General features: G+C 57.5%; 17 protein-coding genes. 3 read left to right on the forward strand and 14 right to left on the reverse strand.

Annotated features, from left to right (window positions below; all coding sequences use genetic code 11):
* Positions 1-164 precede the first annotated feature (164 nt).
* The gene (locus ACLI1O_RS09910) at positions 165-5141 is read right to left on the reverse strand and encodes a DEAD/DEAH box helicase (RefSeq protein WP_284849505.1); all 4977 of its coding nucleotides are present in this window, start codon (positions 5139-5141) and stop codon (positions 165-167) included.
* A gap of 155 nt (positions 5142-5296) precedes the next feature.
* Positions 5297-6301: a LysR family transcriptional regulator gene (locus tag ACLI1O_RS09915; protein ID WP_411706835.1), complete on the reverse strand. Its 1005-nt coding sequence runs from the start codon at positions 6299-6301 to the stop codon at positions 5297-5299.
* 70 nt (positions 6302-6371) lie between these two features.
* Between ACLI1O_RS09915 and ACLI1O_RS09920 the strand changes: the two genes are divergently transcribed.
* Positions 6372-7379 carry a TDT family transporter gene (locus ACLI1O_RS09920; RefSeq protein ID WP_284849506.1) on the forward strand — a complete coding sequence of 336 codons (1008 nt, stop codon included), beginning with the start codon at positions 6372-6374 and terminating at the stop codon, positions 7377-7379.
* Here ACLI1O_RS09920 and ACLI1O_RS09925 read toward each other — a convergent pair.
* The gene (locus ACLI1O_RS09925) at positions 7376-8584 is read right to left on the reverse strand and encodes an alpha/beta hydrolase (protein WP_349819779.1); all 1209 of its coding nucleotides are present in this window, start codon (positions 8582-8584) and stop codon (positions 7376-7378) included. The two genes, ACLI1O_RS09920 and ACLI1O_RS09925, sit on opposite strands and share 4 nt — an antisense overlap.
* A 155-nt stretch (positions 8585-8739) precedes the next feature.
* Here ACLI1O_RS09925 and ACLI1O_RS09930 point away from each other — a divergent pair, with 155 nt between their 5' ends.
* On the forward strand, positions 8740-9726 hold the full coding sequence (locus ACLI1O_RS09930) for a GIY-YIG nuclease family protein (RefSeq protein WP_284849508.1): 987 nt from the start codon (positions 8740-8742) through the stop codon (positions 9724-9726).
* Here ACLI1O_RS09930 and ACLI1O_RS09935 read toward each other — a convergent pair.
* The 6 genes from ACLI1O_RS09935 to purS all read right to left on the reverse strand — a co-directional run bounded on the left by ACLI1O_RS09935 (position 9723) and on the right by purS (position 16278).
* A complete protein-coding gene (locus tag ACLI1O_RS09935; RefSeq protein ID WP_284849509.1) occupies positions 9723-10208 on the reverse strand; it encodes a DUF4411 family protein in 486 nt (161 codons plus the stop codon). The genes ACLI1O_RS09930 and ACLI1O_RS09935 overlap by 4 nt on opposite strands.
* A 3-nt stretch (positions 10209-10211) precedes the next feature.
* The gene (locus tag ACLI1O_RS09940) at positions 10212-11366 is read right to left on the reverse strand and encodes an ImmA/IrrE family metallo-endopeptidase (protein WP_284849510.1); all 1155 of its coding nucleotides are present in this window, start codon (positions 11364-11366) and stop codon (positions 10212-10214) included.
* 233 nt (positions 11367-11599) lie between these two features.
* Positions 11600-12805, reverse strand: a complete 1206-nt coding sequence (locus ACLI1O_RS09945; protein WP_411706836.1) for a glycosyltransferase family 87 protein — start codon at positions 12803-12805, stop codon at positions 11600-11602.
* 223 nt (positions 12806-13028) lie between these two features.
* Positions 13029-15338 (reverse strand): phosphoribosylformylglycinamidine synthase subunit PurL, encoded by a 2310-nt coding sequence (gene purL / locus ACLI1O_RS09950; protein WP_284849512.1) that lies wholly within the window; start codon positions 15336-15338, stop codon positions 13029-13031.
* 13 nt (positions 15339-15351) lie between these two features.
* Positions 15352-16035 (reverse strand): phosphoribosylformylglycinamidine synthase subunit PurQ, encoded by a 684-nt coding sequence (gene purQ, locus ACLI1O_RS09955; protein WP_239268368.1) that lies wholly within the window; start codon positions 16033-16035, stop codon positions 15352-15354.
* Positions 16036-16278 carry a phosphoribosylformylglycinamidine synthase subunit PurS gene (gene purS / locus ACLI1O_RS09960; RefSeq protein WP_005279580.1) on the reverse strand — a complete coding sequence of 81 codons (243 nt, stop codon included), beginning with the start codon at positions 16276-16278 and terminating at the stop codon, positions 16036-16038.
* A gap of 279 nt (positions 16279-16557) precedes the next feature.
* Between purS and ACLI1O_RS09965 the strand changes: the two genes are divergently transcribed.
* Positions 16558-19290 carry an ExeM/NucH family extracellular endonuclease gene (locus tag ACLI1O_RS09965; protein WP_239275377.1) on the forward strand — a complete coding sequence of 911 codons (2733 nt, stop codon included), beginning with the start codon at positions 16558-16560 and terminating at the stop codon, positions 19288-19290.
* A gap of 6 nt (positions 19291-19296) precedes the next feature.
* Here the strand turns inward: ACLI1O_RS09965 and ACLI1O_RS09970 are convergent, their stop codons facing one another.
* From ACLI1O_RS09970 to purB, 5 genes are all read right to left on the reverse strand, one after another.
* A complete protein-coding gene (locus tag ACLI1O_RS09970; protein WP_023023861.1) occupies positions 19297-19530 on the reverse strand; it encodes a helix-turn-helix domain-containing protein in 234 nt (77 codons plus the stop codon).
* A 27-nt stretch (positions 19531-19557) separates the two neighbouring features.
* Positions 19558-20241: a DUF2334 domain-containing protein gene (locus tag ACLI1O_RS09975; protein WP_023023862.1), complete on the reverse strand. Its 684-nt coding sequence runs from the start codon at positions 20239-20241 to the stop codon at positions 19558-19560.
* 89 nt (positions 20242-20330) lie between these two features.
* Entirely contained in the window at positions 20331-22454 is a 2124-nt protein-coding gene (locus ACLI1O_RS09980; RefSeq protein ID WP_239268371.1) for a S9 family peptidase, read from the reverse strand.
* A gap of 106 nt (positions 22455-22560) precedes the next feature.
* Complete coding sequence (locus ACLI1O_RS09985) at positions 22561-23454, reverse strand: phosphoribosylaminoimidazolesuccinocarboxamide synthase (RefSeq protein ID WP_198010514.1); 894 nt, start codon at positions 23452-23454, stop codon at positions 22561-22563.
* A 53-nt stretch (positions 23455-23507) separates the two neighbouring features.
* Complete coding sequence (gene purB / locus ACLI1O_RS09990) at positions 23508-24947, reverse strand: adenylosuccinate lyase (protein ID WP_198010518.1); 1440 nt, start codon at positions 24945-24947, stop codon at positions 23508-23510.
* Between the last annotated feature and the right edge of the window lie 5 nt (positions 24948-24952).

Genomic DNA, 24952 nt, shown 5'->3' on the forward strand with positions numbered 1-24952 from the left:
AGGTGCGCTGCACCAAGCCTTCCTTAAAGGAATACTTCCCCGCTTCTTGACTGCCTTCAGTATGTATCTGAGCCACAGCGATACTTCTTTCTCCCACTAAAGCTAAGTTACGATACCGTAAGTCTACGGGCGTAGGCGGGAAGCTTCAAGGGTGCAAACCACAACTATGCACCTGTATCAGAATCCAAGTCATCCACGATCCGCACGGTCTCCATCGCCACGCGAGTAACCTTGCCAATCAGGTCCACGATGTAGCGCGGGTTGCCCACCTCATCGGCCCAATCGTTCGGGTCATTCACAATCCCGGAGGCCTTGTCCTTCTTCACCTGATACCGGTCAATCAACCACGCCACCGCTGAGCGCGAGCCCAGCATGTACTGATCCGCCTCTGCCGGAATACCGGAGATGGTCACCTGCTTGTTGTAGATCAGCTTCGTCACATCGTTGACGTTCTTGCCCGTTTCCGGGTCCTTGCGCTTGGCCCACTTCATCTTCTGCACGCGCCAAGTCTCACGGTTGGACTCATCACCCTTGACCTGGATATCCAGCGGCCACGGTTCCACAGACTCATAATCCACGTGCAACGCCATGAGTTCCTTACCCGCCGCGACAAACTTATCGAACTCCGCACGCGAGCTTGGCGTTTCAATATGCGGCAACATCTTCTTCAAATCCGCCGCATACTGCGTGCGATAGGCCGGGTCATGCAACTTTCCATACACAAAGTGGAAGATGTCATCACCCGAGACATCACCGCCCAACGCATCCCGGTAAATCTGCTTAATCTCATCCGTGATGTTGTCTACCCGCACATACCCATCAACAACCTCACCGACCTGGCCGTACGTACTGGCTTCGCCCTGCTTAACGATGCCTCCTTTACCGAACAGGCCACCGTCTTCCGCATCGACCGGCGACCAGGTAAAGCGGGTAAAGAATTGCGATCCTTCAGAACCATAGAAATTGAGATCTGGAATCTGGTCCACCGCGAGCATGGTGTACGGCTTGCTTGCACCAACCGTGGGTTGCAGATACCCAACATTGGAGTGCTCTGGAGTCGGGAACATTGAGGGGAGTTGATACTGGCGGTGCATCAATCTCGGGTCTCGATACAACCTTTGAGGGAAGAACGGTCGATAATAAGCATTTGCTGTAACCCTCATATCTAGCTCGATTTTTTCGTTCTTCTGAGCCCGCTTTTGAAGAATGTCAGTCCACTTAATTCCGTTTAAGAATTGGTCATTTTCTTTCAACCAATCCTTAAAGGGAACTGAGCTTTCTTCGCTATTGTAAGATTTTGTCGCCTTTGAATAATTATCGAGAAAAACCTGCATATTGTCTCGCAAGTGTTTCATCGACAATGAATACACCCATGCGTCACGGCTAGTTGCGACGCCCGATGAAAGTTTTCCGAAGATCTTCTGGGCCACCTCACCTTTACTACCTATAGCGGGCCAAGTCTCGAACTCTTCAGAGCGTTGGTTCAACCAGTCGCCTTCTTTGTTCGGTTTGATAGATTGCCAGTCAATGGTTTCTATCGAGGAGGAATCGACGATACTTAGTTTTTCTTCAGCGGTGAGGTAGTCACCGATGTCTCGGTAGTGCAGCTGGAAACCAGACTTTGTGGGATCTTTGATGCCGATGGTGATGGCTACAGTGCTACGAGAACCAGAACCGAAGATTTTTCCGCCTTCCTTTCGTGACTGTTCACCAGCAGTGCGCTGGTTGCCGCGTAAGTTAAAAATATAAAGATCGGTGAAGTCCTCGGCCATCGACAAGCGCACGCCGTCACCCGTATTGCCGTCGATCCACCCGCCGTTCGAGACAAATGCTACGACGCCCTGGTCACCGATGCGGTCGGTAGCCCATCGGAAAGCGCGCAGATAAGAATCATAAAGTGAATTCTTTAACTGTGCCGTGGATTTGGCCGCGTAGGTATCAGCGATACGCTTATCCAGGCTGGGATACTTCTGGTTAGCGTTGAGGTCGTTCGCGGACTTTTGGCCGGCGGAGTATGGCGGATTACCAATGACCACGTTGATGGGCGCGTTCTTTTGACGCTCGATGGTGGCGTTGTTCTCGCGGAAAATGTTGAGGTCTGGAATATCGCCATCTTCGTGGACTTGGAAGGTATCCGCCAAGGCAATATTCGTAAACGGCACGTAGTCCGGTGTTGGTTCACCATTGCGCTGCGCGGCTTCCTCACGCAGGGCGTTGTAGGTGGTCTCGATATTGACGGTGGAGACGTAGTACGCCAGCAACATAATCTCGGTGGCGAATAGCTCGTTGGCATATTTGCGTGCCATGTCTTCTGGCTTAATCAGCCCAGACTGCAACAAGCGCACCATAAACGTCGAGGTCCCAGCGAAAGGATCGAGGATGCTCACGCCCTCATCGCTAAGCCCCTTGCCGAAGTGCTTGCGGGAGACCTCATCGGCAGCGCGCAGGATAAAGTCCACGATTTCCACTGGGGTATAAACAATGCCAAGGGCTTCTGCTTGCTTCTTAAAGGCCTTGCGGAAGAAACGCTCATACAGTTCCTTAATCACCTGCTGTTTACCGGAAGCAGAGGTTACCTCGGACGCACGCACGCGCACGGACTCGTAGAACTTTTCCAGCGATTCGGTTTCTGTATCAAGGTTCGCCCGGGATAGAGCCGCAACCATTTTCTCCATGACTTGGGCTACGGGGTTGTGCGTAATGAAGTCATGGTTTTCAAATAGCGCATTGAACACCGGTGCAGTAATTAGGTGTTGCGAGAGCATGGAGATGGCATCATCAGCGGTGATGCCATCGTTCAAGTTATTGCGCAGGCCCTCGACAAACTCATCGAATTCTTGGCGCAGATCCTCATCGGCGTTGTCTACCAGCGCGGTAATACGGGTGACTTGGTTTTCTGCGATGGTGGCCACGTCATCGGCCCAGTCTTCCCAGTAGGTGCGGGTACCGACCTTATCCACTAGCTTGGTGTAAATGGCCTCTTGCCATTGCTCCAGAGAGAATAACGCAATCTGCTGCGTCATGGCCGAGGAATCTTCAAAAGCCTCAGGGGACTTGGTGCGATCTGCCTCAGCAAGCTTTTCTTTATCGCTTTTCTCCTCGTCACCGCCAACATGGTTGACGTCAATAGGCAATTCATCTTGCGCGTTTGCACCATTGAGCGCAATGGAATTGATCTTGGCATTGAAGCGATCATCGTGTGCACGCAGTGCGTTGAGAATCTGCCAGACCACCTTGAAGCGTTGGTTGTCATTCAGGGCTTGCGAGGGTGACACGTCCTGTGCGACAGCGACCGGCAAGATGATGTAGCCGTAATCCTTGCCCGCCGATTTACGCATCACGCGACCCACGGACTGGACCACATCCACCATGGAATTGCGGGGGTTGAAGAAGATGACCGAGTCCAGCGCCGGTACATCCACGCCCTCCGAAAGACAGCGCGCATTGGTAAGTATCCGGGCTTCATTTTCGGCCGCGGGCGATTCAATCCAGGACAACTTCGTCCCGCGCTCCATGGCGTTCATGCCACCATCGACGTGCTGAGCGGAAATGTTCAGGTCGACGTTGGTTAAGGAGACATCACTAAGCGCCGCTTTGTCCTTGAGCAACTCTTGATGAGTCCTAATCAGGGAAGGAAAGCTCTCCGCAATTTGCTCAGAAGTCTTAATATCCTTGGCAAAGGCCACCGCGCGCTGCATGGGCTGCGCGTTTTCGTCGAAACCGCCCTTCTTTCCCTGCAACTCACCCGAGCGTTTAGCCAGGCCATTCCACGCACCGATCATCGCAGAAGCCAGCGTCAGGTTGATCTGGTTGTTTTCACTATGAGCCATGGCGTTAGCTGCCACGGATTCATCGACGGTCATCACGAGGACCTTGTAGTCCGTAAGCAAGCCCTTGTCCACGGCCTCGCCGAAGCCCAAACGATAGAACTCCGGTCCATAGATTCCCTCATCATCCATGGAGGTCAGCTCCGCCGAGTGCTCTGCGGCTTTGCCTTTAACAGCGTCATCGAAAAGCCGTGGCGTTGCAGTCATATACAAGCGCTTAGCAGCCTTGATGTAATCCGAATCGTGCACGCGCACGAAGTTGCTGGAGTCCTCCCCAGCCAAGGTAATGCCTGTGGTGCGGTGGGCCTCATCGCAAATGACCAGATCAAAATCATCTAGGCCCTGCTGCTGCGCTTCATGGACCGCCGGCAGGGACTGATAGGTAGAAAAGACGATATTGAGGCCCTTGGCGCGCTTGCCAGAAGCAAAGCGCTGCGTAATCTCCTCACCGTCCGTAGATACAGGAACCTCGAGGTCATAGACCGCAATGTCTTCCGCCTTCTTCGAAACCTTCGAATCCGAGCACACCGCGAAGGCACGCATGTCTAGGCGGCCTTGAGCAGTCCACTCCTTTAGTGTCTGCGACAACAAGGAGATGGAAGGAACGAGGAACAGAATGCGGGCTTTGCCACCATTCTCTTCTGCGACGCGCTCCGCCAGGCGCAGCGCGGTAAACGTCTTACCAGTACCGCAGGCCATGATGAGCTTGCCGCGGTCATGGGTATTAAATCCCTCGATGGCCTTATCAATGGCCGTTTGCTGGTGCGGGCGCGGTTCGAAAGTTTCGCGCTGGGAGAGGTTAATCTGGATATTTTTATCCTGCACCTCAGAGCCGGGAAAGGCCACATCCCAGTTGATCGGGGACTCTGCAATGGTCGAAAGGCCGATGCGGCTGGTGGGAATCATCTGGTTGGCCAACGCCGTTTCCGCATGTGAAGACCAATGATCCGTGGTGGAGATAATCATGCGGCTGCCAAAGTATTCGCTGCCGTTTTCGGTCTCAAAGGAATGCCCTGAGGCCTCAAAGAAAGAATCGAGATGAGATTTCTGGATGCGCGCATTGGAAGCGTAGAACTTGCACTGGATGGCCATCCACGTGCCGTCATCCACCCGGCGGGCAACCAAGTCAATTCCCGTATCCGCCTTGCCGCCGTTATAGCGCCAATCAACCCAGCGGCTGACCTCATCAAATTGCGTTCTCAAAGTCGGATCGGTACGGAAAAAATTCACCATGAGCTTTTCAAAGGCGATGCCGTACTTCGCCTGTGGTTGGTTTTCGCGCAGCTGTTCAAGGACCTCAGAGAACTTTGACATAGAAGTATTATGCCTGACGGTGCTTCAGGTTTCCTTCGCTATTGCTGCATTTCGCTAGCTGTATCCCGATGAAATGACTGGCTCAAGTGCTTCAGCCCGTTTGTGTACGGAGACTGATTACGCAGAGCTGGATATATTTTGAATCTTTGGGTGTTTTAGTCTCCGCACCCACCCGCATAGTCCACAAGGAAGCGCACAAACTGTTGGGCCGGATCAGAAAGGCGATTCTGCGCACTCCACACCACCCGTAGCGGCCGGTCAAAGCTGATTCCCACCACCGGAACCTCTACGTATTCACCTGTGGCTAGCTGTGGCTCCACCGCTCGCCGTGCGATAATCCCCGGCGCACCCAGAGCGCCTATCGCAGTACGTTGAGCTCCCAGAGACCTGAACTCCCCTGCCGGCGGGGCGAGCATTCCCAGAATATCCGCCACCACCTCTCGTGTGCCGCTTCCCTGTTCACGCAGCACCAAGGGCGTGGATTGCAGCTCCTCCTTCGTCACTGGAGCTACCCTCGTTTCCGATGCTGACGCTGAGGGGATCGCTGGCTGATTGTGATTGTGTGGCTTTGCCCAGCGGTGTTCTGCGGGGACAACAACCACGAGTTCATCGTGTCCGACCACACGCTCGTGCAGTTCGTGGGCCACCCAGTGGCCCTCAACAATCGCTAATTCTGCCTGCCCTTGAACCACGTGGCGCTGCGCCTCTCGACTATTGAGCTGGCGCATGTGCAGATAAGCGTGTGGGTGAGCGCGTTGGTAGGCCGCGGCCCAGCGGGGGTAGTCCACTTCGGCCACAGTATGAGAAACCACCAAGTTAATATCCTCGGTGGCCCCAACCCCAACGGCTGTTTCGAGGCCACGCGCGCATTCGTTCAAGGCGCCTTCTAACCCCTCGAGCACACGGACGACTTGGCTGCCTACTTCTGTGACGGAACTACCCGCGGCTCCGCGCCAAAAAATGCGATTATTGAGGCGTTTTTCAAACTTGGCGATGCGCGTACTAACCGTTTGTTGGGAGACATTCAGGTGTTTCGCAGCCTGGTTCATACCCCCATATCGAGCTACAGCAAGGACGGCATCAACCGTCAAAGCATCGGGAACGTAGCTGCGTCGAACGGGAGAGAATCCATCGTTACCATCTTCTCGTGAGGGGTACATTCATTTATTGTAACCCCGTTCGGATTATGCGCTCTCCCGCGCACATCAAGCAGTGCCTAACCTGAAAAATATGTTAAAGGTTCGCAATGAGATAGAACTTCCTCCGCTGGGTCCTGGCTGGGCCGGAGCGGTAATGGGGCTCGGAATCTCCTCGTCTCTCATCGATGCTCACCTGAGCCCAACCCTGGGCCACCTTCCCGCAGAAATCATGCTCAGCGTCGCAACGCTTGTCGCCCTAGCGCTCTCAATAAGTTTCATTAAGTACCGTAAGCCAGGGTTTAACGCCAAAGCCATGCCTGCGTGGGGCATGGTCTCCATGGGCATCCTAGCTTTGGGTAGTGCCTACTCTCTCATCTTGGATGCCTGGCTGATCCACACAGTGTGTTGGGCAATAGGAGGCGTTTTAAGCGTAATTACCTGTATAAAGTATCTAAAGTTCCTTGTCCTCAAACGCCCCGACTCTCCGGCCTTTACCTGGGGACTGCCACTAGTAGCGCCCATGGTTACTGCAACTTCCTCGGCGCAGCTGGCACCGCAAGCAGGCGAGTGGGGTTCGATTGTCCACGGTATTGGCGTGTTCTGCTTTTTCCTGGCTTTGGTCACAGGACTGCCCATGTTCGTCCTCGTTTATCGGCGAGTCTTTTCCACGGTTCCCACCAGCTTGGTTGCCACCACCTGGATCCCACTGGGTCTTGTCGGCCAATCCACCGCGGCAGCACAACTACTCGCCGGCGACCAATGGCACTTCCGCGCCATGGTCTACGGTGTCGCGATGCTCAGCGTCGGTGTCCCTCTATCGATCTATGCAATTATCAAGCATTGGGGAACAGCCCTTAGTAACACCCCAATGTCCTATAACCCCACGTGGTGGGCCAGCACCTTCCCCGTGGGCACCTGCTGCCTCGGCACACAGACCTTATCCACGCAACCCGCCGCGCTCGAGTGGGGTATGAGGTGGATGAATACCGTCAGCGCCGCCCTGCTAATTCTGCTCCTCCTCCACGTCACCTGGGCAGCTTTTGGAGCCATCAAGGTCAGCAATCTGAACCACGGGCACTCTTTCCTTCAGGCGGCCTAAACACGAAACCAAGGTTTACCAACCAACCATTGTTTCTTCGGGTCGTGCTCGCTGAAAAACGCGGGCATCGCCTGGAGAAGATGTTGGTTCCACACCCCGTGCGCGCTAAGGGCGGAAGCATGATCGGCGTGCGGACGCACATACTCGCTAAGCTCGATGCCTTTCTGGTGCGCTAAGCGGCGGAAATCATCATAGCTTTCCGGTGGAACAAGGCGGTCGTGGTCACTGCGGACAATCTTGATGGGTGGCATGTCCTTGGTGAGGTGCGTAGCTGAGGTGACGAAATCTGCACGGTCGGGATATTCCTCGGGCGTTCCACCCAGGTATTTCTGCACGGTATCGCGGGAACCCTGCGCGGCATAAGGATCGTCAGAATCATAGATGTGGCGGACATCGAGGGCCGGTGAGTCCGCATACACGGCGCGGGGAACGGCCGGCGTGCCGGGACAATCGGCGGAAGGTAAGTGGTTGGGGTGCGCGGCGGCATCGGCAGTCGCATTCAGCACCAACTGGCCGCCGGCGGATTCGCCGTATGTAAAGAAACGCCCTGGGTCGCCGTCATAATCTGCGGCATGGGCGTTGACCCAGTTCATCGCGCAGCCCACCTGCCCCGCTACCACCTTCCACGTGGGCTGATCCCAGCTGGACAGCGTGTAATCGATGGATAATACGAGGTAGCCGCGCTGCGCCATCTGCCGCATATTGAACGCCTGGGAGTGCTTGTTCATCTGATCCCAGCCGCCGCCGTGGACATACATCATCACCGGGTGGGTGCCGCCATCATTGGGCGTATAAATATCCATGTCTAGGTCCTCGCCATGGAAGAAATCGTAGGCCACCGTGTGATCGGGGCCTTCATCGGTGCTTTCCACACCGGCCCAGCTCAACGCGGCGCGAATATCTACGTCGGTCCCCTGCTCCTTCGCAGCATGAATCTGCGTCCCAAAAAGCGCTATTCCTGCAATGAGCGCAACCGCCGCGAACGCGCCTGGCACGTAAAAGCTGCGGGAGGCGAACCTTCCTAGCACCGCAAGCAGCAAGAGAATAAGGGAAAAGATAATCACCGGCCCTACGTACTGCGGGCCAATAAGCGCACCGGCGCCCCAGTACGGGATATGCGGCGTAAACGGCGCCACCGCAAGCCACAGCGAGAGGAAAGCTACAAGCGCAAGCGGGACGGACAGCAACCGGGCAACGATCTTCATACCGGCAACGTTAGTCCTCGTTTCCGGAAATGCATGGTGGAGATTCTGCTTTCAGTAAGAGAACCGGAGTCACTCGCAAGTGTTTCCGCGCTTTTACGAGGAAGTCACGACCACAGCCTGATTAACTTGAACCAGACGAATAAAGTGGGAAAGCAATGAGTAATCTCCGATTCAAAAGGTGGGACTACACCTCCGATGTGGCTCCCTCGGCAGTCTTGACGCTGAAAAATCCATGCGGCATCTATGTGCTTGAGTTTTCCAATGGCGAGCAATACGTGGGTCAGTCAGTGAATTTTCCCTCGCGCCTAGCGGACCACCGGCGAACCTACCCTGACATCGTTGCCGTAAATTTCTGTCCGGTTCCTGCGAGGGACCTCAACATGGCAGAATATGGCGAGATTCAACGCCGCCGAAAAGCAGGAATTCTACTGCGCAATAAGACACTCCTCGCACAGCCTTTGGGCGATTCCCCACTCGATGCGCTCATAGATCAGCAAGTCCAAGCCAAATGGCTCGACGTAGAAGCTACCGATGAAGGAGAGGTCGAAATCGGCGACCGAGCCGTTACCGCTAAAAAGCGAAACCTTTCAAATAAAAAGTTCGAGGAGCTTAGAAAGCAGCCTGGATGGGAGGACATTTTAAGGTCGCTGTCCGCTTACGTGGCATATGTCATCCCCTATCCACATCTGACGGAGAAGAAAATCTGGACCGTCACGGCGATGCCCTCTACAAACAGGTCCGCTATCGATCGCCGCGTGGCCACTTTGAGCATTAACAACGTGGAAATGCTCTTCCTAAGAATTAGTCGCAATTCCAAAGGCGGAACTTGGAAGCCCTGCACGACATTAAATATCGCTGATACCTACGAGCCGCCGGCGTATATGCGCGGCTACACGTTCAGAAGTAGTTATCGTTCAGCAGGCCCTGTTAAGACCATCCTGTATCCCGGAGACTTCGCAATCGATGAGCTTTTGATGGAAGATTCGATCCTGCTTGCTGCTCGTGAATTGGCGCTCGGCCAAATGCGAAAGGGCACGACGATGTTTTCGAAGTACCATAGCGACGCTCTCGCGGACGAGATATTCACCTACATACACGCGGTTTTAGCTCCACAAAGTTCTATACCACATACAGGAGACTAAATACTGATATTAAGTTTTCTTAAGAAATCAATACCACCCAAACACTCGACGCCAAAGTACTGTGCTACATCCGGAATCTTCACTCGTGCTTTTCCATTTGGCGCGGGTTTCTCGTTGGTTACAATCTTCGCTTTATGCCGATACGCGGAGGCAACTAACCAAGAATCTGCAGCATCCAAAAATATATTTACTGCGTTTGGTTTGTATTTAGGCTCGCGCTCCGTACTGACCCAACGTGTCATTTCTTCATAAGCTAGGATTTCTGCCTTATCAGGAGACAACCGCTGACTGGGCCGGACAAGGTTTTCATACCACGCAAAGCGAGGATGCCCCCAGTTCTTCATTTCTTCGTGGACCTCATCATGGAAGCAAATCCCCGGAACGAAAAGCTTCGTCTCAAGCTCTTTCCATAAGCTAGGGAATATATCTTCTGGATAAGTAGTCGTTAACTCACCAAGAAAACTCGTATCGATGACGTACATCGCTTATACCGCTTTTCTTCCCGAAGATCGTGCAGACGACACAAGCTTTTCAAAGGAATCATACGTAGTTGTTCCCAGAAGACTTGCAGCTTGTTTTTCAGGTAGGACTCCTGATTCTGCGGCGTCTAATACTGTCTCAAAAAATCTCTCTCCCACCCTTGATTTAATTAAAACATGGCGGGGAGGCGCACCTTTAGCATCTCGTGAAGTCTTTATTAGCGCCTGTTCTTTCCGGAACCGTGCCGCAAGTGGAATAGCTTCTTCTTGTGGGACAATTCCAAGTCCTACTAGCCGCCACAACAATGCTTCGCGGCTCATACCGTATATCTTGGATAGCGTTGATACCTGTTCCTCTAGCTCGTCAGTGGGCTGGAAATCCTCCCTTAAGGAAGCTCCCGGGCACAAGAAGGCCGCAGCAAATTGATTACACCATTGCTCAGTTTCTAGGCGCTCCGAATGATCAGAAATTCCGGGTTTACCAAGCACAACGTGCGCCAATTCGTGCGCAATACTAAAAAGCTGGGCTGTCTTGGTATCGCGGGTATTGATGAAAACTAGGCAGTAGCCATCCTCTTCAAGGGTGAATCCACGAAATTCCTCTACATTAAGTGCCCTACGGGTGGAGTTTTCGGCAATGGAGTTTCGGGCGACGAGTATCCCGGCATCTTCCATCAATGAAACCAATTCACGAACTTTGTCACGCCCAGGAAGAGGAGCTTCTTGCTTGAGGCGGAGCGCGTCCCGAACGCTACTAGCAGCAACCGCTGCAGACTCAGAAATCGTCGCGCTACGGAAAAGCTCCGGCGGATCAATTCCTATGTCCCGTGCGTATTCGGCGTACCAATCGAGGCGAGTCTGGGAAGCGAACATGACTTCCTGCAGCTCTGGGCTGACCGTATCGAGCTGCTCATTGCGCACGGTTCTAAAATCCGCGACCTCAACTCCATCGCCTGTGGGGGCATCGAGAAGCAGCCTGCCGAAAGGGATGTGAGCTTTCTTCGCTAGGTCTTTCGCTTGTTTTAGAGTGGGACGCTCTTCACCAGTTTCCCATTCATGGATTTTGGGGAATTGCTTGAGTAGCGCGGATTGTGAGAGCCCTGTGCGGGATACCGCCCAAGCGAGCACAGCAGTTTGAATCATCACTCGTACAGGTGCCATGACGATCCTCCTTCACTGTCCATAGATCTTAAATAGTAGCGTAAACCAAACAATAAGGCCCGGCCGAGGTCGGCAGCATCGGCAAGCGCATTCAGCACCAACTGCCCGCCGTGGATATACACCATCACTGAGTGGGTGCCACCATCATCGGGCGGATAGCAGCCGGGCAGCGATCTTCAAGTCCTCGGTTCCGGAGGTGCGTGGTAGCGGATTTAGTGGAGAAAAGCCGCCTACTAACTCGCCTTTTTGAAGGAAAGGCGGCGGTCCCGCAGAGGCAGGGCGTCCTTCCGGCTTAACTCCGCGATACACAGTGCGATGACGAAGCCCACCAAGGCGATGAAAGAGGACCACGACAACCACATATCAGAATCTGCCTTGGCCAGTGGTGGGAAGAAGAAGAGCCCCAAGACCGGCACAACATAAATGATGCGATTCTGCCCGCGGGCCAGAACGCCTAGCAGTGGCAATACGGCACACAAGACGTAATGGTCCCACAAGATATTGGCGGTAGCCGTAAGAACCGTAAAGATGCCGACGGCAGCAATGCGCCACGGCTCCTGTGACCGCAAAGCGGTAACAATAACCAGCGCAATCAATGCCAGGGCTACAAAAGGCGGAATAAGGCTGGCAACCAGTGAAGGATCATGGACGATGGTGACAAGAATGCTGTCATCTTCAACGCGGTTGGTGCTCAATTGGGAAGCAATCGATCCGTTGACAGGAGCGACCATTATTGCCGCCTTGATGTCCTGAAGGGTATCCCACCAAGAGGTAAACACGTCCCAGCCAGAAACGACGATTGAGTAGAGTACAGCAACGGCTCCTGTCCCGAGTGCTACCAATCCCGCTTTCCGCGCCCGCGGGAAAACCACGCAGATGAGCACGAGAATAATGGGGGTTAGCTTCACTGCAGATACAAGCCCTAGTGCAATTCCCGCGCGCACTGGGTGCACGCGAGCAGCAGCAAGGCCGTAGGCAACTCCCGCAAAAATCAGCGGGCTCGTCTGGCCAAGTAGCAACGATGATTGAAAAGCTACCGATGCCCAGCCCAAGAGGATTCCAAAAAGCAAGGCCATGGTTGGTATCTCTTCTTCAAACCACAAGAACCAGGCGGAGACTATCAGCACCACCAACGCCCAACCGGAAGCAATCGCGAGTAAAATCACGGAGACATCAAAACTCATGACCCGCACGACCAGGCTCATCACATCCGCGAGAAATGGGACGTGAACATAAGGGTGCGGGAACTCAGTGACATCAGAGTGGGCGATGGTGTCTAACCACACATCACCACGTGGCAGTGCGAAATCGCGTTCATCGATTCTATATAGATGCTCCCGATTTCCATCGCGAACGAGCAATCCAGCAATCCATAGCGCACCCCAGTCACCGTAATTCAGTTTTCCGGCAGAAATTGCGGCAACCACGAGGCCAAACACCAGCCCAATACAATGGTGGTACCACCGCAGCACTGTTGATGCGGGCGCGGAGGCTTGATGGCGGGAATGCGCGCTCATGGGACTCCTAATATAAAAATTTCGATTCGAGACAGAGAGAAAGGGCGATGCTCATTGGGCAACGGCCCCGATCACCGAAGATAGTCTAAATGCTCCTCAAGCCCGGCCAAAGCCGGGCTTGAGCTAAGCGGTGACAGGGGCTGGCTTACTCCACAACGGAGTTGGCACCCACGGCGTGACCGAAGAGGTCAGGCAAGGTGGCAGACCATGCCTCAACCAGCTGGGAGATGGCCACGGATTCGCCGCCCAGGGTAAGGGCACCGGTTTCGGTGGTCTCGCCCACGATGGCCGCGGGGATGCCGAGCTCTGCCGCACGGGCGAGCACCTTATCGGCGCGGTCAGCGGTGGTGGCCACGAGCGCGCGGGAAGCGGACTCGGAGAAGGCCGCGGTGAAGGCGTCCTCGTGCACGGCGGTGAGATCGAGGTCGAGGCCGAGGCCGGCGGCATCGGCAAGCGCACCGGCGCGCTTGGCCATCTCAAAGGCGGCGACGGCTAGGCCGCCTTCAGAGACATCGTGTGCGGCGGTAAGCAGATCGTTGCCGTGGAAGAAGCCCGCGAGGCGCTTCTCATTGGCCATGTCCACCTGCGGCGGCAGGCCATTGAGGTTGTCCTTGTCGGCGCCCTCGGCGCTCACCAGCTGCCAGATGGAACCGCCGAACTCATCCTTGGTCTCGCCCAAGGCGATGAGGACTTCCTTCTCATTGACGGTGCCCAGGTTATTGCCAATGGCCTCGTGCACATCGTCGATAACGCCGAGCACGCCCACGACCGGGGTGGGCAGGATGGGCTCAGAGCCGGTCTGGTTGTAGAAGGAGACGTTGCCGCCGGAGACGGGGATGGACAGTTCCACGGCGGCATCGGCAAGCCCATGCACGGATTCGCGGAATTGCCACATCACGTCCGGGTTCTCCGGCGAACCGTAGTTTAGACAGTTGGTAATCGCGACGGGCTTGGCGCCGGTGACCGCGACGTTGCGGTAGGCCTCCGCCAGGGCCAGGCGCGCGCCCATGTTCGGGTCCAGCTTGGTGTAGCGGCCAGAAGCATCGGCGGAAACGGCGACGCCGCGGCCGGTCTCCTCATCGATGCGCAGCACGCCCGCGTCCGCGTGATGGGACTGGACGGTATTGCCGCGCACGTAGCGGTCGTACTGATTCATGATGAAATCGCGCGAGCACAGCGAAGGCGAAGAGACGAGCTTCTGCAGGGATTCCACCAGGCCGCGCTTGTCCGTGCCCTGGTATTTCTGCAGCTCATCCTGCCACTCGGGGCGGGCGTAAGGGCGCTCGTAGACGGGCGCTTCATCCGCGATGGTGCCAGCCGGCGCATCGACCACGACCTCGCCCTGGTGGCGGATGACCAGGTGGTCACCCTCAGTAACCTCACCGATTTCGGCGCAGGTGACCTCCCAATGCTCACAGATTTCGCGGAACTTCTCCGCGTTCTCCGGTGCCACGACGGCGCACATGCGCTCCTGGGACTCGGAGGCGAGGATTTCCGCGGCGGTCATGTTTTCCGCGCGCAGCGGCACGGCATCGAGGTTGACCTCCATGCCGCCATCGCCGGACGCGGCCAGCTCAGAGGTGGCGCACGCCAGGCCGGCGCCGCCCAAGTCCTGGATGCCCACCACAACACCGGCGTGGTAGAGGTCCAGGCAGCATTCGATAAGCACCTTTTCCGCGAAGGGGTCGCCCACCTGCACGGCAGGAAGCTTGCGCTCCGCGCCGTCTTCAAAGGTATCGGAGGCCAGTACGGATACGCCGCCGATGCCATCCAGGCCGGTGCGGGAACCGAAGAGCATGACCTTATTGCCAGTGCCGGAGGCGAAGGCGAGCTTGAGGTCATCGACCTTGAGCGTGCCCACACACAGGGCATTGACCAGCGGGTTTCCCGCATAAGTTTCATCAAAGACGGTTTCGCCACCAATATTGGGCAGACCCAAGGAGTTGCCGTAGCCGCCCACGCCGGAGACGACGCCGGGCAACACGCGCTTGGTATCGGGGGCATCGGCAGGCCCAAAGCGCAGCTGATCCATCACGGCAATCGGGCGCGCACCCATGGCCATGATGTCGCGGACGATGCCGCCCACGCCGGTGGCCGCGCCTTGGTAGGGCTCCACGTAGGAGGGGTGGTTGTGCGATTCCACGCGGAAGGTCACCGCATTGCCATCGCCGATGTCCACCACGCCGGCGTTTTCACCAATGCCGGCGAGGATCTTCTCCCCCATCTCCTCCGTCATGGTCTCACCAAAGTAGCGCAGGTGCGTCTTGGAAGACTTATAGGAGCAGTGCTCGGACCACATCACGGAGTACATGGTAAGCTCCGCGTCGGTGGGGCGCCGGCCCAGAATATCGTGGATGCGCTGGTATTCGTCATCCTTCAGGCCGAGCTCAACGTACGGCTGCTGCTCATCCGGGGTGGACTGCGCCTTGTCTACGGTGTCATTAGAAACGGTCATGTAGGTGGCCTCCTTAAACCGCCGGCGCTTCCGCGACGGCCTTGATGGCGGATACGAATAGTCCCAATCCGTCGGTGGATGGGCCGGTCAGCGGGTCAATGGCGTGCTCGGGGTGCGGCATGAGGCCCACAATCCGGCCGGTCTCATCGCTTACCCCAGCAATGCCATTGATGGAGCCGTTGTAATTATCGGTATAGCGGAAGACCACGCGGCCTTCGCCCTCGATGCGGGCGATATCGTCATCGCCTGCTTGGAAGCGGCCCTCACCGTGCTTGGCGGGCACCAAAATCTTTTGGCCCTTTTCAAACTCGCTGGTCCAGGCCGTGGTGGAGTGCTCCACCTCCAGGTAAGTATCGGTGCAATGAAAATGCAGGCCCTTATTCCGAGTCAATGCGCCCGGTAAGAGGCCTGCTTCAGTCAAGATTTGGAAACCATTGCAAATGCCGAGCACCGGCATTCCCGCCTTGGCGCGGTCGATGACGCTGCGCATGACGGGGGCGAGCGCCGAAATAGCGCCCGAGCGCAGGTAGTCACCATAGGAAAAACCGCCCGGCACGACTACCGCGTCCACGCCGCGCAGATCAGCATCTGCGTGCCAGAGGTTAATGACCTCGGCGCCGGCGGTGCGGGCCGCGCGGGCGGCATCCACATCATCCAGGGTGCCGGGGAAGGTGATTACTCCGATTTTTGCGGTCACTTACTTGACCTCCAGCTGCGTAACCTCGTAGTCCTCGATGACGGTATTAGCCAGCAGCGTTTCTGCCACCTTATCCAGTTCCTCTGCGGTAACGGAATCATCTACCTCGAGTTCGAAGCGCTTTCCTTGGCGCACATCGCTGACACCGGATACTCCGATGCGACCCAATGCGCGGACGACAGCTTGGCCCTGCGGATCCAGAATTTCCGCCTTGGGCATGACATTGACAACTACACGAGCCATGAAATTTTTGCCTTACTGTATGGGGCTTAGGTCTGCCCGATTCAGTGTAGTCATACCCCCGCCCAATCCCTAGATATACCCCCACTGCAGGGTTTTCACCCCGGTAATGCAAACTCCGCGTAAATTACGACCAACAGGAAAACGAATTTTGCGCGGCACCCAGGTTTCACCGCCTGCTCGCACACACCCCACCGATTGCGACCCTGGGTACACCGATTGTTCAGCGAGTAAAAATAAAAGGCGTCCATGACAACTTTCTCTATGATTAAGGTGACTTCTATGGCTCTTCGCCGCCTTGGCAGGGTAGCCCTCGCTGCCAGTTTCTCCACCCTCTCCCTATCCGTCGCGGTGCCTACCGCCTTGGCCGCCCCGGATAATTCCACCGCGGTCATCTCTGAGGTCTACGGCGGTGGCGGAAATAAGGGTGCGAGCTTTTCCAATGATTTCATCGAGCTTTATAACCCCACCGATGCTGCAATCGATCTCACCGGCTGGTCCGTGGAGTACTTCGCCTCCAACGGCAGTAGCGGCGGCAAGATAACCCTGTCTGGCACCATTGCTCCCCACGGTTACTACCTGGTGCAGGGTGCGGCCGGCAATGGTCAGGCCCAGGCTCTTCCCACCCCGGATGCGCAAGGCAAGGTCAATATGTCCGGCACGAAAGGCTCGGTGCAGCTTGCCGATGCCACCGGCAACACCATTGACCTCGTAGGTTACGGCGCCGCCTCCAAGTCTGAAGGAGCTCCCACGGGCTCGCTGTCTAATGACACCTCTGCTTTCCGCAACGCGGCGGGCGCCGATACCGATGACAACTCCGCAGACTTCACCATCGGTGCACCGTCTCCTACCAACTCTGGCAACGAGTCCCCGGCCCCGCAGCCGGGTGGCTCCGATAATTCCGCAGGTTCTGAGAATCTTCCCGCGCCCGAAGGCATAACCCCGATTGCGGAAATCCAAGGCCCCGGCGATACCTCCCCGCTCGAGGGCCAAAACGTTGCTACCCAGGGCGTTGTCACCGGCGTGTGGAGCGAGGGCGGGCTCAACGGCTTTACCATCCAGACCGGCGGCACCGGCAAAGAAGCCACCGATGCCTCCCAGGCGCTATTTGTCCACATGGGTAAAAAGGGCGCCGATAAATACCCCAGCATCGGTGATTCCGTAGAGGTCACCGGCCAGGTTTCCGAGTATTACGGCGCCACCCAGGTCAGCGCTTCTTCCCTCAAGCAGCTCGATACCGCGCTGGAGGAGGTCACCCCGCTCGCCGTGGATGAGCTGCCCCAGGGCGACAGCGCCCGCGAGTCCTTTGAGCACATGCTCATCCAGCCCGGCACGCACACCGTGACCAATAACTACTCGCTCAACCAATACGGCGAGGTCGGCCTCGCCCCGGGCGATGAGGCCTTCCGCCAGCCTTCCGATGTCCACTCCCCTTCCACCGACCCCAATTCCGATCTGCAAAAACTGGCCAAGGACAACGCGGAAAAGCTCGTTACCTTAGATGATGGCCGCACCCGCGATTATTTAAGGACCGATAAGGACACCCCACTGCCCTATATCGCCCAAGATGGCGGCAAGACCATCAAGTCCCTGCGCACCACCGATACCGTGGAATTCCAGCACCCAGTCATCGTGGGCTACTCCCACGATCAGTGGCGCTTCCAGCCCACCGAGCCGGTCACAGGTGAGTCCGCTAGCGCCGATCTCCCCATCTCCTGGGAAGAATCCCGCGATGCGGAGCTGCACGCCGTTGATGACGTCAAGGGCGAATACACCATCGGCGCCTTCAACGTGCTGAATTACTTCACCTCCCTGGGCGAGGAATTCGGCGGCAGCGCCTATACCGACCGCGAAGGAAATAAGGTCACCGTCAACCGCGGCAAGACCCGCGGCGCCTATACCGAATCCGCCTTAAAGGACCAAGAGCGCAAGATCGTCGCCGCCATCAATGGCCTCGATGCCGATGTCATCGGCCTTTCCGAAATCGAAGATGGCTACGCCGTCACCGGGGACTTTAACCAGCGCGATAAGGCACTGAAACGCCTGACCGAAAAACTCAACGAGGCCGCGGGCTCCGAGAAGTGGGCCTTCGTGCCCTCCCCGTCCAAGGAACAGGTCCCTGAGCACCCCGATGTCATCCGCACTGCGTTCATTTATCACAAGGACGTGGTCAAGCCCGTGGGCGAATCCCGCATCTTCCAGGATCCGCGCTTTTCCGGCACCGCCCGCGAGCCGCTGGCCCAGGAATTCCAGCCGCTCAATAGCGATGACGAGTCCTTCGTCGCCGTGGCCAACCACTTCAAGTCCAAGGGCTCGGTGGCCAAGGGCGATGAGGATTCCGGCGATGGCCAGGGCAATAACCCCAACGTCCGCAATGCCCAAGCCCAGGCCGTGCTCGATGCCCTGCACAAGCAGGACGATTGGAAAGATAAGCCGCTTTTCGCCCTGGGTGATTTCAATACCTACACCCATGAAACCGCGCTCGATGTCTTCCGCAATGATGGCTTTACCGTGCCTGCCGAAAAGTACGGCGCCGATACCTCCTACCAGTTCGGCGGCCTGCTCGGCACCTTGGACCACGTCCTAGCCAATGAGGTTGCTTCGGGCGCGCTTGACGATGCCCAAGTGTGGAACATCAACGCCGACGAGCCCGTCGCCTTTGAGTACTCCCGCCGCAACTACAACGCCGTAGATTTCTACGACGATTCCCCCTTCCGTGCCTCTGACCACGACCCCGTCAAGGTCGGCTTCACGCTCGGCGAGGATGAATCCACCGACGACGGCGATCAGGGCAACGATGCCAACCAGGACGACAACACCGATGGCCCAGGCTTCGGGTTCGGCTCTAGCTCCTGGGGCACCGGCGCCATTATCGGCTTTGCCATCCTGGCCGGCCTGCTCGCTATCCCCGGCTTCATGGCGGCCACCGGCAACCTGCAGAAGATCATCCCCGCTGGTATCTGGGGCATGCTCCCCCAGCAGGCGAAGGACTTCATCAACGGCCTGAGCAAGTAGGAGCGCCTACTCGTATAAGCCCATCTCGTCAGAAAGCACCGCGAGCTCGTCTGCAGCAGCACGCTGCTCAAGGTCTCTCTGGCGTTTATAGCCCTGCACGCTGGAGGCATACAGATGCCGGTGGGCGTATTCTGTATGTCCCTCCAGGGCTCCTTCGTCCATGAGCTCGATGACTCGCGGCCGAGAGACATTCAGAAGGTCTGCCGCCTGTTGCGTTGTTAGTTCATCTGTTCGTTTCATGTGATCTACTATGAGGCCTCCACCGGACTAACGCGGCAGGTAAATGCTGTAATCAGCGGGAGTAGCGCCCGCGTCGAGGGCGCGGCGGGCTGCCTTTACAAAGTCCTTGATGACCTTGCGGTCATCTAGGTTGCGGGCGGAGACGGAAAGACGCACGGTATTGCCACGCTCGGCGGAGCGCTCGGCCGCGCGGATGATGTTTTTACGCCACCACTTGGCGGAACCGAAGCCCTCACCAAAAGAAAGGTTGCGGGCTTGGTGGAATTTGCCGGTGGGCACCTCCAGGATGCCGCGGGTAGAAGCCGCCGCCTCAAAGGGGAATTTGGGCAGGACCTGCAACGTTCCGGGAGACATGCGCCAGCGCGGGGGCGCGAAGATGGTGGGTTCGAAACCAATCTGCGCCATCTGCCGGGTGGCACCGGCTAGGCGCAACTTCGCCTCGTGCGAATTAAGGTTGGCAAACTCCGCGCGGCGGCCTTGGACTGCCTGGTCAAAACCATTGAGGATAAGCGGACGGCCCGCGGCCGCCTGATCCTTCAGCCACTGTTGAGTGTCCTTGTCCTTGGCCAGGTGCCAATTGCCATCAATATGCGGGGCGATGAGCAGGGAGACGGGAATTTCCTCCCGGTCCAGAACCGACAGGAAGCTTGTAGCCTGCTTCCGAGTGTCCTCAAAAATACTGGAGATAGAAACCAGAAGGTGGCTAGTCATAGCTCAAATTATCGCACAGTACCGCCAGATCCGCGCGCTGGCCAGAACGCAGGCCAGGGTGCCGGCCAGCGCGTGACTGTGCTGCGCGGTTACTCCGTAAGTCCGGTGGCCTTATTGATGGTCCAGGCGTATTCGAAGGCGTTTTGGCGCCACTTATCGTAGCGGCCGGATACGCCACCATGCCCGGCGGCCATTTCCGTCTTGAGCAGGAACTCGCCGCCGGTGGCGGTAGCGCGCAGCTGCGCAATCCACTTCGCCGGTTCCACATACAACACGCGGGTATCATTCAGCGAGGTGATAGCCAAGATGTCCGGATAGTCCTTGGCCTCAACATTCTCGTAGGGAGAGTAGGACTTCATGTAGTCGTAGTATTCCGGATCGTGGTACGGATCGCCCCACTCTTCCCACTCGGGAACGGTAAGGGGAAGCTCTGGCATGAGCATCGAGGTCAGCGGGTCCACGAAGGGGACCACGGCTTGGATAGCGGTAAAGCGGTCAGGTGCCATATTCGCCACGGCGCCCATGAGCATGCCCCCGGCGGATCCACCTTCGGCCACCATTTGGTCCGGGGTGGTCACGCGGCGCTCGATGAGGTCATCAGCCACAGCGATGAAATCGGTGAAGGTGTTTTTCTTCTGCAGCATCTTGCCGTCGTCGTACCACTGACGGCCCATCTCGCCGCCGCCGCGCACGTGGGCAACCGCATAAATCATGCCGCGGTCCATGAGCGATAGCCGGGTCGCGGAGAAGTACGGGTCCATGCTGGCCTCGTAGGAGCCGTAGCCATACAGCAGCGTCGGATTGGGTTTGGTGCGGTCCAAGTCAGAACGGTGCACCACGGAGACTGGGATCTTGGTGCCATCGCTGGCGGTCGACCAGATGCGGTAGGCCACGTAATCATCCGGAACATAGCCGCCGGGGACTTCCTGTTCCTTTAGCAGCGTGTACTCGCCGGTATCCACGCGGTAATCAAAAAGCTGCGCGGGCTGGATATAGGACACGTAGTTCACGCGGACTACCGGCGCGTCCCATTCCGGGTTACCGTCCACGGCGACGGTAAAGAGTTCCTCGTTGAAGTTGAGTTCTTCGAATTCCCCGAAGTCATCGCCAACGCGCATGATGGCGGCGCGGCCGATGCCACCGCGGCGGTAGCCCACCACCATGTGGTCGCGGTAGGTGTCCACGCCCTCGATTCGGGTGGTGTCATCGTGTGCCAAAAGCTCCGGCAGTTCGCGCAGGGCGGGAAGATCCTCATCGACCTTGGCATAGCCCACCGCGAAGTTCGGGCCGGTGGCATTGTGGGTGACAATCCAGTAGTCTTCGCCGCCCACCACGGCATGGTCTACGTCGTAGTCAACGCCGGTCTCGCGCGTCCACAGCGGGCGGAATTCGCCTTCTGGGTTGTCCGTATCTAGCACCCAGGCTTCCGAGGTAATCTTCGAACCCACCCCAATGAAGAGGTATTTATCGGAGCGGGCACTGCCGATGCCCACGTTAAAGTGCTCATCCTCCTCATGGAAGACGCGCACATCCGCGGATTGCTCGGTGCCTACCTTATGGCGCCACACCGCATCCGGGCGCCAGGCATCATCCACCGTGGAGTAAAAGATATAGCCGTCGCCTGCCCAGGTAGCGCCGTAGAAAATGCCGGTGAGGTGATCGTCCAGCAGCTCTCCGGTATCGAGGTCCTTAATGGACAGTTCAAAGCGCTCATCGCCAGCGAAGTCCACGGAATAGGCCAAGTAGCGGCCGGAATCTGAGATGGAGGCCGCACCAAGGGCGAAGAAGTCCTTTCCCTCTGCCAGGGCATTGGCGTCCAAGATAATTTCTTCGTCTTCTGGGCTTCCTTCTTCCGGAATCACCGGTGCGGTCCAGGGATCGCTGCCTTCTTCTACCGGGATGCGGCAGGAATAGCCGTAGTTCTTGCCCTCCTCGGAGCGGCCGTAGTACCAGTACTTACCGCGGCGGGCTGGCACGGACATATCGGTTTGTTTAATGCGGGATTTAATCTCTTGGAAGATATTCTCCGTCATCGCATCCAAGTGCCCGGTATGCGCCGCCGTGTAATCGTTTTCGGCATTGAGGTAATCCAGGGTTTCCTGCGATTGCTTATCGCGTAGCCACTCGTAATTATCCACGAATTCGCGGCCGTGAAATTCGCGCTTTACGGGGTGGACTGGGGCTACCGGTGCGGTCGTCTTTTCATCACTCATGCCCTACCACTGTACGCGTCACCGGCGGTTCCCCAGCGGCGTGCAACAGCCGCGGGCAACCAGCTAACACGCGGTTGCCCTATCCGGCCTAGACCGGCCTGGGCGGCTAGGAACGCGGCGCAAGGAAGTCCGCGAAGCGCTCACCCGATAGCTTTTCGTAGGCCTCGATATAGCGCAGGCGGGTGGCGGAAACGACGTCATCGGGAAGCGCGGGCGGGGTGGTCTCAGAGGACTTATCCCAGCCGGAGGCATCAGAAGTCAGCCAATCGCGCACGTACTGCTTATCAAAGGAGGGCTGGACCTCGCCTTCCACGTAGGAATCTGCGGGCCAGTAGCGGGAGGAATCGGGGGTGAGGACTTCATCGGCAAGCACGAGCGTGCCATCCGCATCGAGGCCGAACTCGAATTTGGTATCGGCCAAGATAATTCCCTTCTCCTCCGCCAATTGGGCGGCCTTGGCATAAATACGCAAGGTGGCCGCGCGCAGTTCCTCGGAGCGCTCGCGGCCGAGCTTATCTGCCACGTGTTCGAAAGAGACGTTCTCATCGTGATCGCCCTGCTCAGCCTTGGTGGCCGGAGTGAAAATGGGCTCGGGCAAGCGGGAGGCCTCCACCAAGCCGGCGGGCAGCTCGATGCCGCACACGGTGCCGTCAGCCTGGTATTCCTTCAAGCCGGAACCGGTAAGGAAACCGCGCGCCACGCACTCAAAGGGCAACATGTCTAGCTTCTTGACCACCATGGCGCGACCCAAGCATTCTTCCGGAATGCGCTCATCATCAAGCGGTCCCGCGAGGTGGTTGGGAAAGTCAATGGCATCAAAGAAGAACTTCGAGGTGGCCGTGAGAACCCGGCCCTTGTCCGGGATGGCCGGTTCCAAGGCAAAGTCGTAGGCGGAGATGCGGTCAGAGACCACCATCAGCAGGGTAGTGTCATCCACATCGTAAATATCGCGGACTTTACCGGAGGCTACATGGGTATAAGAAGAAAGCTCAGGACGCATGGTCTTCATCATAACGCGCGGGCGTGCGCGGGAACGTAAGCCCGCGCACAGCGCTAAAGGATTTCGCCCGGAGTATAAGCGGCGGCCTTCGGGTGCTCGCCCACGAGGGCCTTGATGCGGTTCAAGACCTGGGAGACTTGGGATTCGGCGGCGCCGATGAAGGCGTGCTTATCCTCGAGGACCCTTTCGAGCTCAGCCTCGTCCATGGGCAGGCGGTCGTCCGCTGCAAGGCGCTGGACCAAGTCCTGGTTGCCGCCGTTTTCGCGCATGTTCAGGGCCACGGCCACGGCGTTTTCCTTGATAACCTCGTGGGCGGTCTCGCGGCCCACCCCGGCGCGCACCGCCGCCATGAGGATGCGGGTGGTGGCGAGGAAGGGCAGGTAGCGCTCCAGCTCGCGGTCGATCATGGCGGGGAAGGCTCCGAATTCATCGAGCACGGTAAGGAAGGTTTCGAATTGGCCGTCGATGGCAAAGAAGGCATCGGGAAGCGCCACGCGTCGCACCACCGAGCAGGAGACATCGCCCTCGTTCCACTGGCTGCCGGCGAGGTCTGCGGCCATGGTGAGGTAGCCACGCAGGATGACCTGCAGGCCGGTCACGCGCTCGCAGGAGCGGGCGTTCATCTTATGCGGCATGGCGGACGAGCCCACCTGGCCTTCCTTGAAGCCCTCGGTGACGGTCTCGTTGCCAGCCATCAGGCGGATGGTGGTGGCAAGCGATGCCGGGGCGGTGCCCAGGGAGACGAGGCAGGAGATGGCATCGAAATCCAGCGAACGCGGGTACACCTGGCCCACGGAGTTGAAGATGCGGCGGAAGCCTAGGTAATCCGCAATATTGGTCTCTAGGGAGGCGAGCTTATCCTCGGAACCGCCCATGAGATCCAGCATGTCCTGCGAGGTACCCATGGGGCCCTTGATGCCGCGCAGCGGGTAGTGCGACAGCAGGTCTTCCACGCGCTCGATGGCCAGCAGCATTTCATCGCCGGCGGTGGCAAAGCGCTTGCCCAGCGTGGTGGCCTGCGCGGCCACGTTGTGCGAGCGCCCGGCCATGACCAGGGATTGGTACTCGGCGGCGTGGCGGCCGATGCGCGAGACCACGGCGATGGCCTTATCCCGGATGATTTCCAGCGAGGTGTGGATCTGCAGCTGCTCCACGTTCTCGGTGAGATCGCGGCTGGTCATGCCCTTGTGGATGTGCTCGTAGCCGGCCAACGCATTGAATTCTTCGATGCGGGCCTTCACATCGTGGCGGGTGACGCGCTCGCGCTCAGCAATGGATTCGAGGTTTACGTCCTCGATAACGGCTTCATACGCGCTAATGGCCTTGGCGGGGATGTCCACGCCCAGGTTCTTCTGGGCGTGCATCACGGCGATCCATAGCTTGCGCTCGAGGATGATTTTATGCTCCGCGCTCCAAATATTGGCAAGCTCCGCAGAAGCATAACGGGAGGACAGGACGTTGGGGATATTCTTCTTCTCAGCCACGTGGCTTATTATTC

The sequence above is a fragment of the Corynebacterium sp. LaCa78 genome, from assembly GCF_046717505.1.
Taxonomy (GTDB): Bacteria; Actinomycetota; Actinomycetes; order Mycobacteriales; family Mycobacteriaceae; genus Corynebacterium.

Bases quoted from the DNA above. Each gene is read 5' to 3' on its own strand.
- ACLI1O_RS09910 (WP_284849505.1), bottom strand. From the start codon at position 5,141: ATGTCAAAGTTCTCTGAGGTCCTTGAACAGCTGCGCGAAAACCAACCA.
- ACLI1O_RS09915 (WP_411706835.1), bottom strand. From the start codon at position 6,301: ATGTACCCCTCACGAGAAGATGGTAACGATGGATTCTCTCCCGTTCGA.
- ACLI1O_RS09920 (WP_284849506.1), top strand. From the start codon at position 6,372: ATGTTAAAGGTTCGCAATGAGATAGAACTTCCTCCGCTGGGTCCTGGC.
- ACLI1O_RS09925 (WP_349819779.1), bottom strand. From the start codon at position 8,584: ATGAAGATCGTTGCCCGGTTGCTGTCCGTCCCGCTTGCGCTTGTAGCT.
- ACLI1O_RS09930 (WP_284849508.1), top strand. From the start codon at position 8,740: ATGAGTAATCTCCGATTCAAAAGGTGGGACTACACCTCCGATGTGGCT.
- ACLI1O_RS09935 (WP_284849509.1), bottom strand. From the start codon at position 10,208: ATGTACGTCATCGATACGAGTTTTCTTGGTGAGTTAACGACTACTTAT.
- ACLI1O_RS09940 (WP_284849510.1), bottom strand. From the start codon at position 11,366: ATGGCACCTGTACGAGTGATGATTCAAACTGCTGTGCTCGCTTGGGCG.
- purL (WP_284849512.1), bottom strand. From the start codon at position 15,338: ATGACCGTTTCTAATGACACCGTAGACAAGGCGCAGTCCACCCCGGAT.
- purS (WP_005279580.1), bottom strand. From the start codon at position 16,278: ATGGCTCGTGTAGTTGTCAATGTCATGCCCAAGGCGGAAATTCTGGAT.
- ACLI1O_RS09965 (WP_239275377.1), top strand. From the start codon at position 16,558: ATGGCTCTTCGCCGCCTTGGCAGGGTAGCCCTCGCTGCCAGTTTCTCC.
- ACLI1O_RS09970 (WP_023023861.1), bottom strand. From the start codon at position 19,530: ATGAAACGAACAGATGAACTAACAACGCAACAGGCGGCAGACCTTCTG.
- ACLI1O_RS09975 (WP_023023862.1), bottom strand. From the start codon at position 20,241: ATGACTAGCCACCTTCTGGTTTCTATCTCCAGTATTTTTGAGGACACT.
- ACLI1O_RS09980 (WP_239268371.1), bottom strand. From the start codon at position 22,454: ATGAGTGATGAAAAGACGACCGCACCGGTAGCCCCAGTCCACCCCGTA.
- ACLI1O_RS09985 (WP_198010514.1), bottom strand. From the start codon at position 23,454: ATGCGTCCTGAGCTTTCTTCTTATACCCATGTAGCCTCCGGTAAAGTC.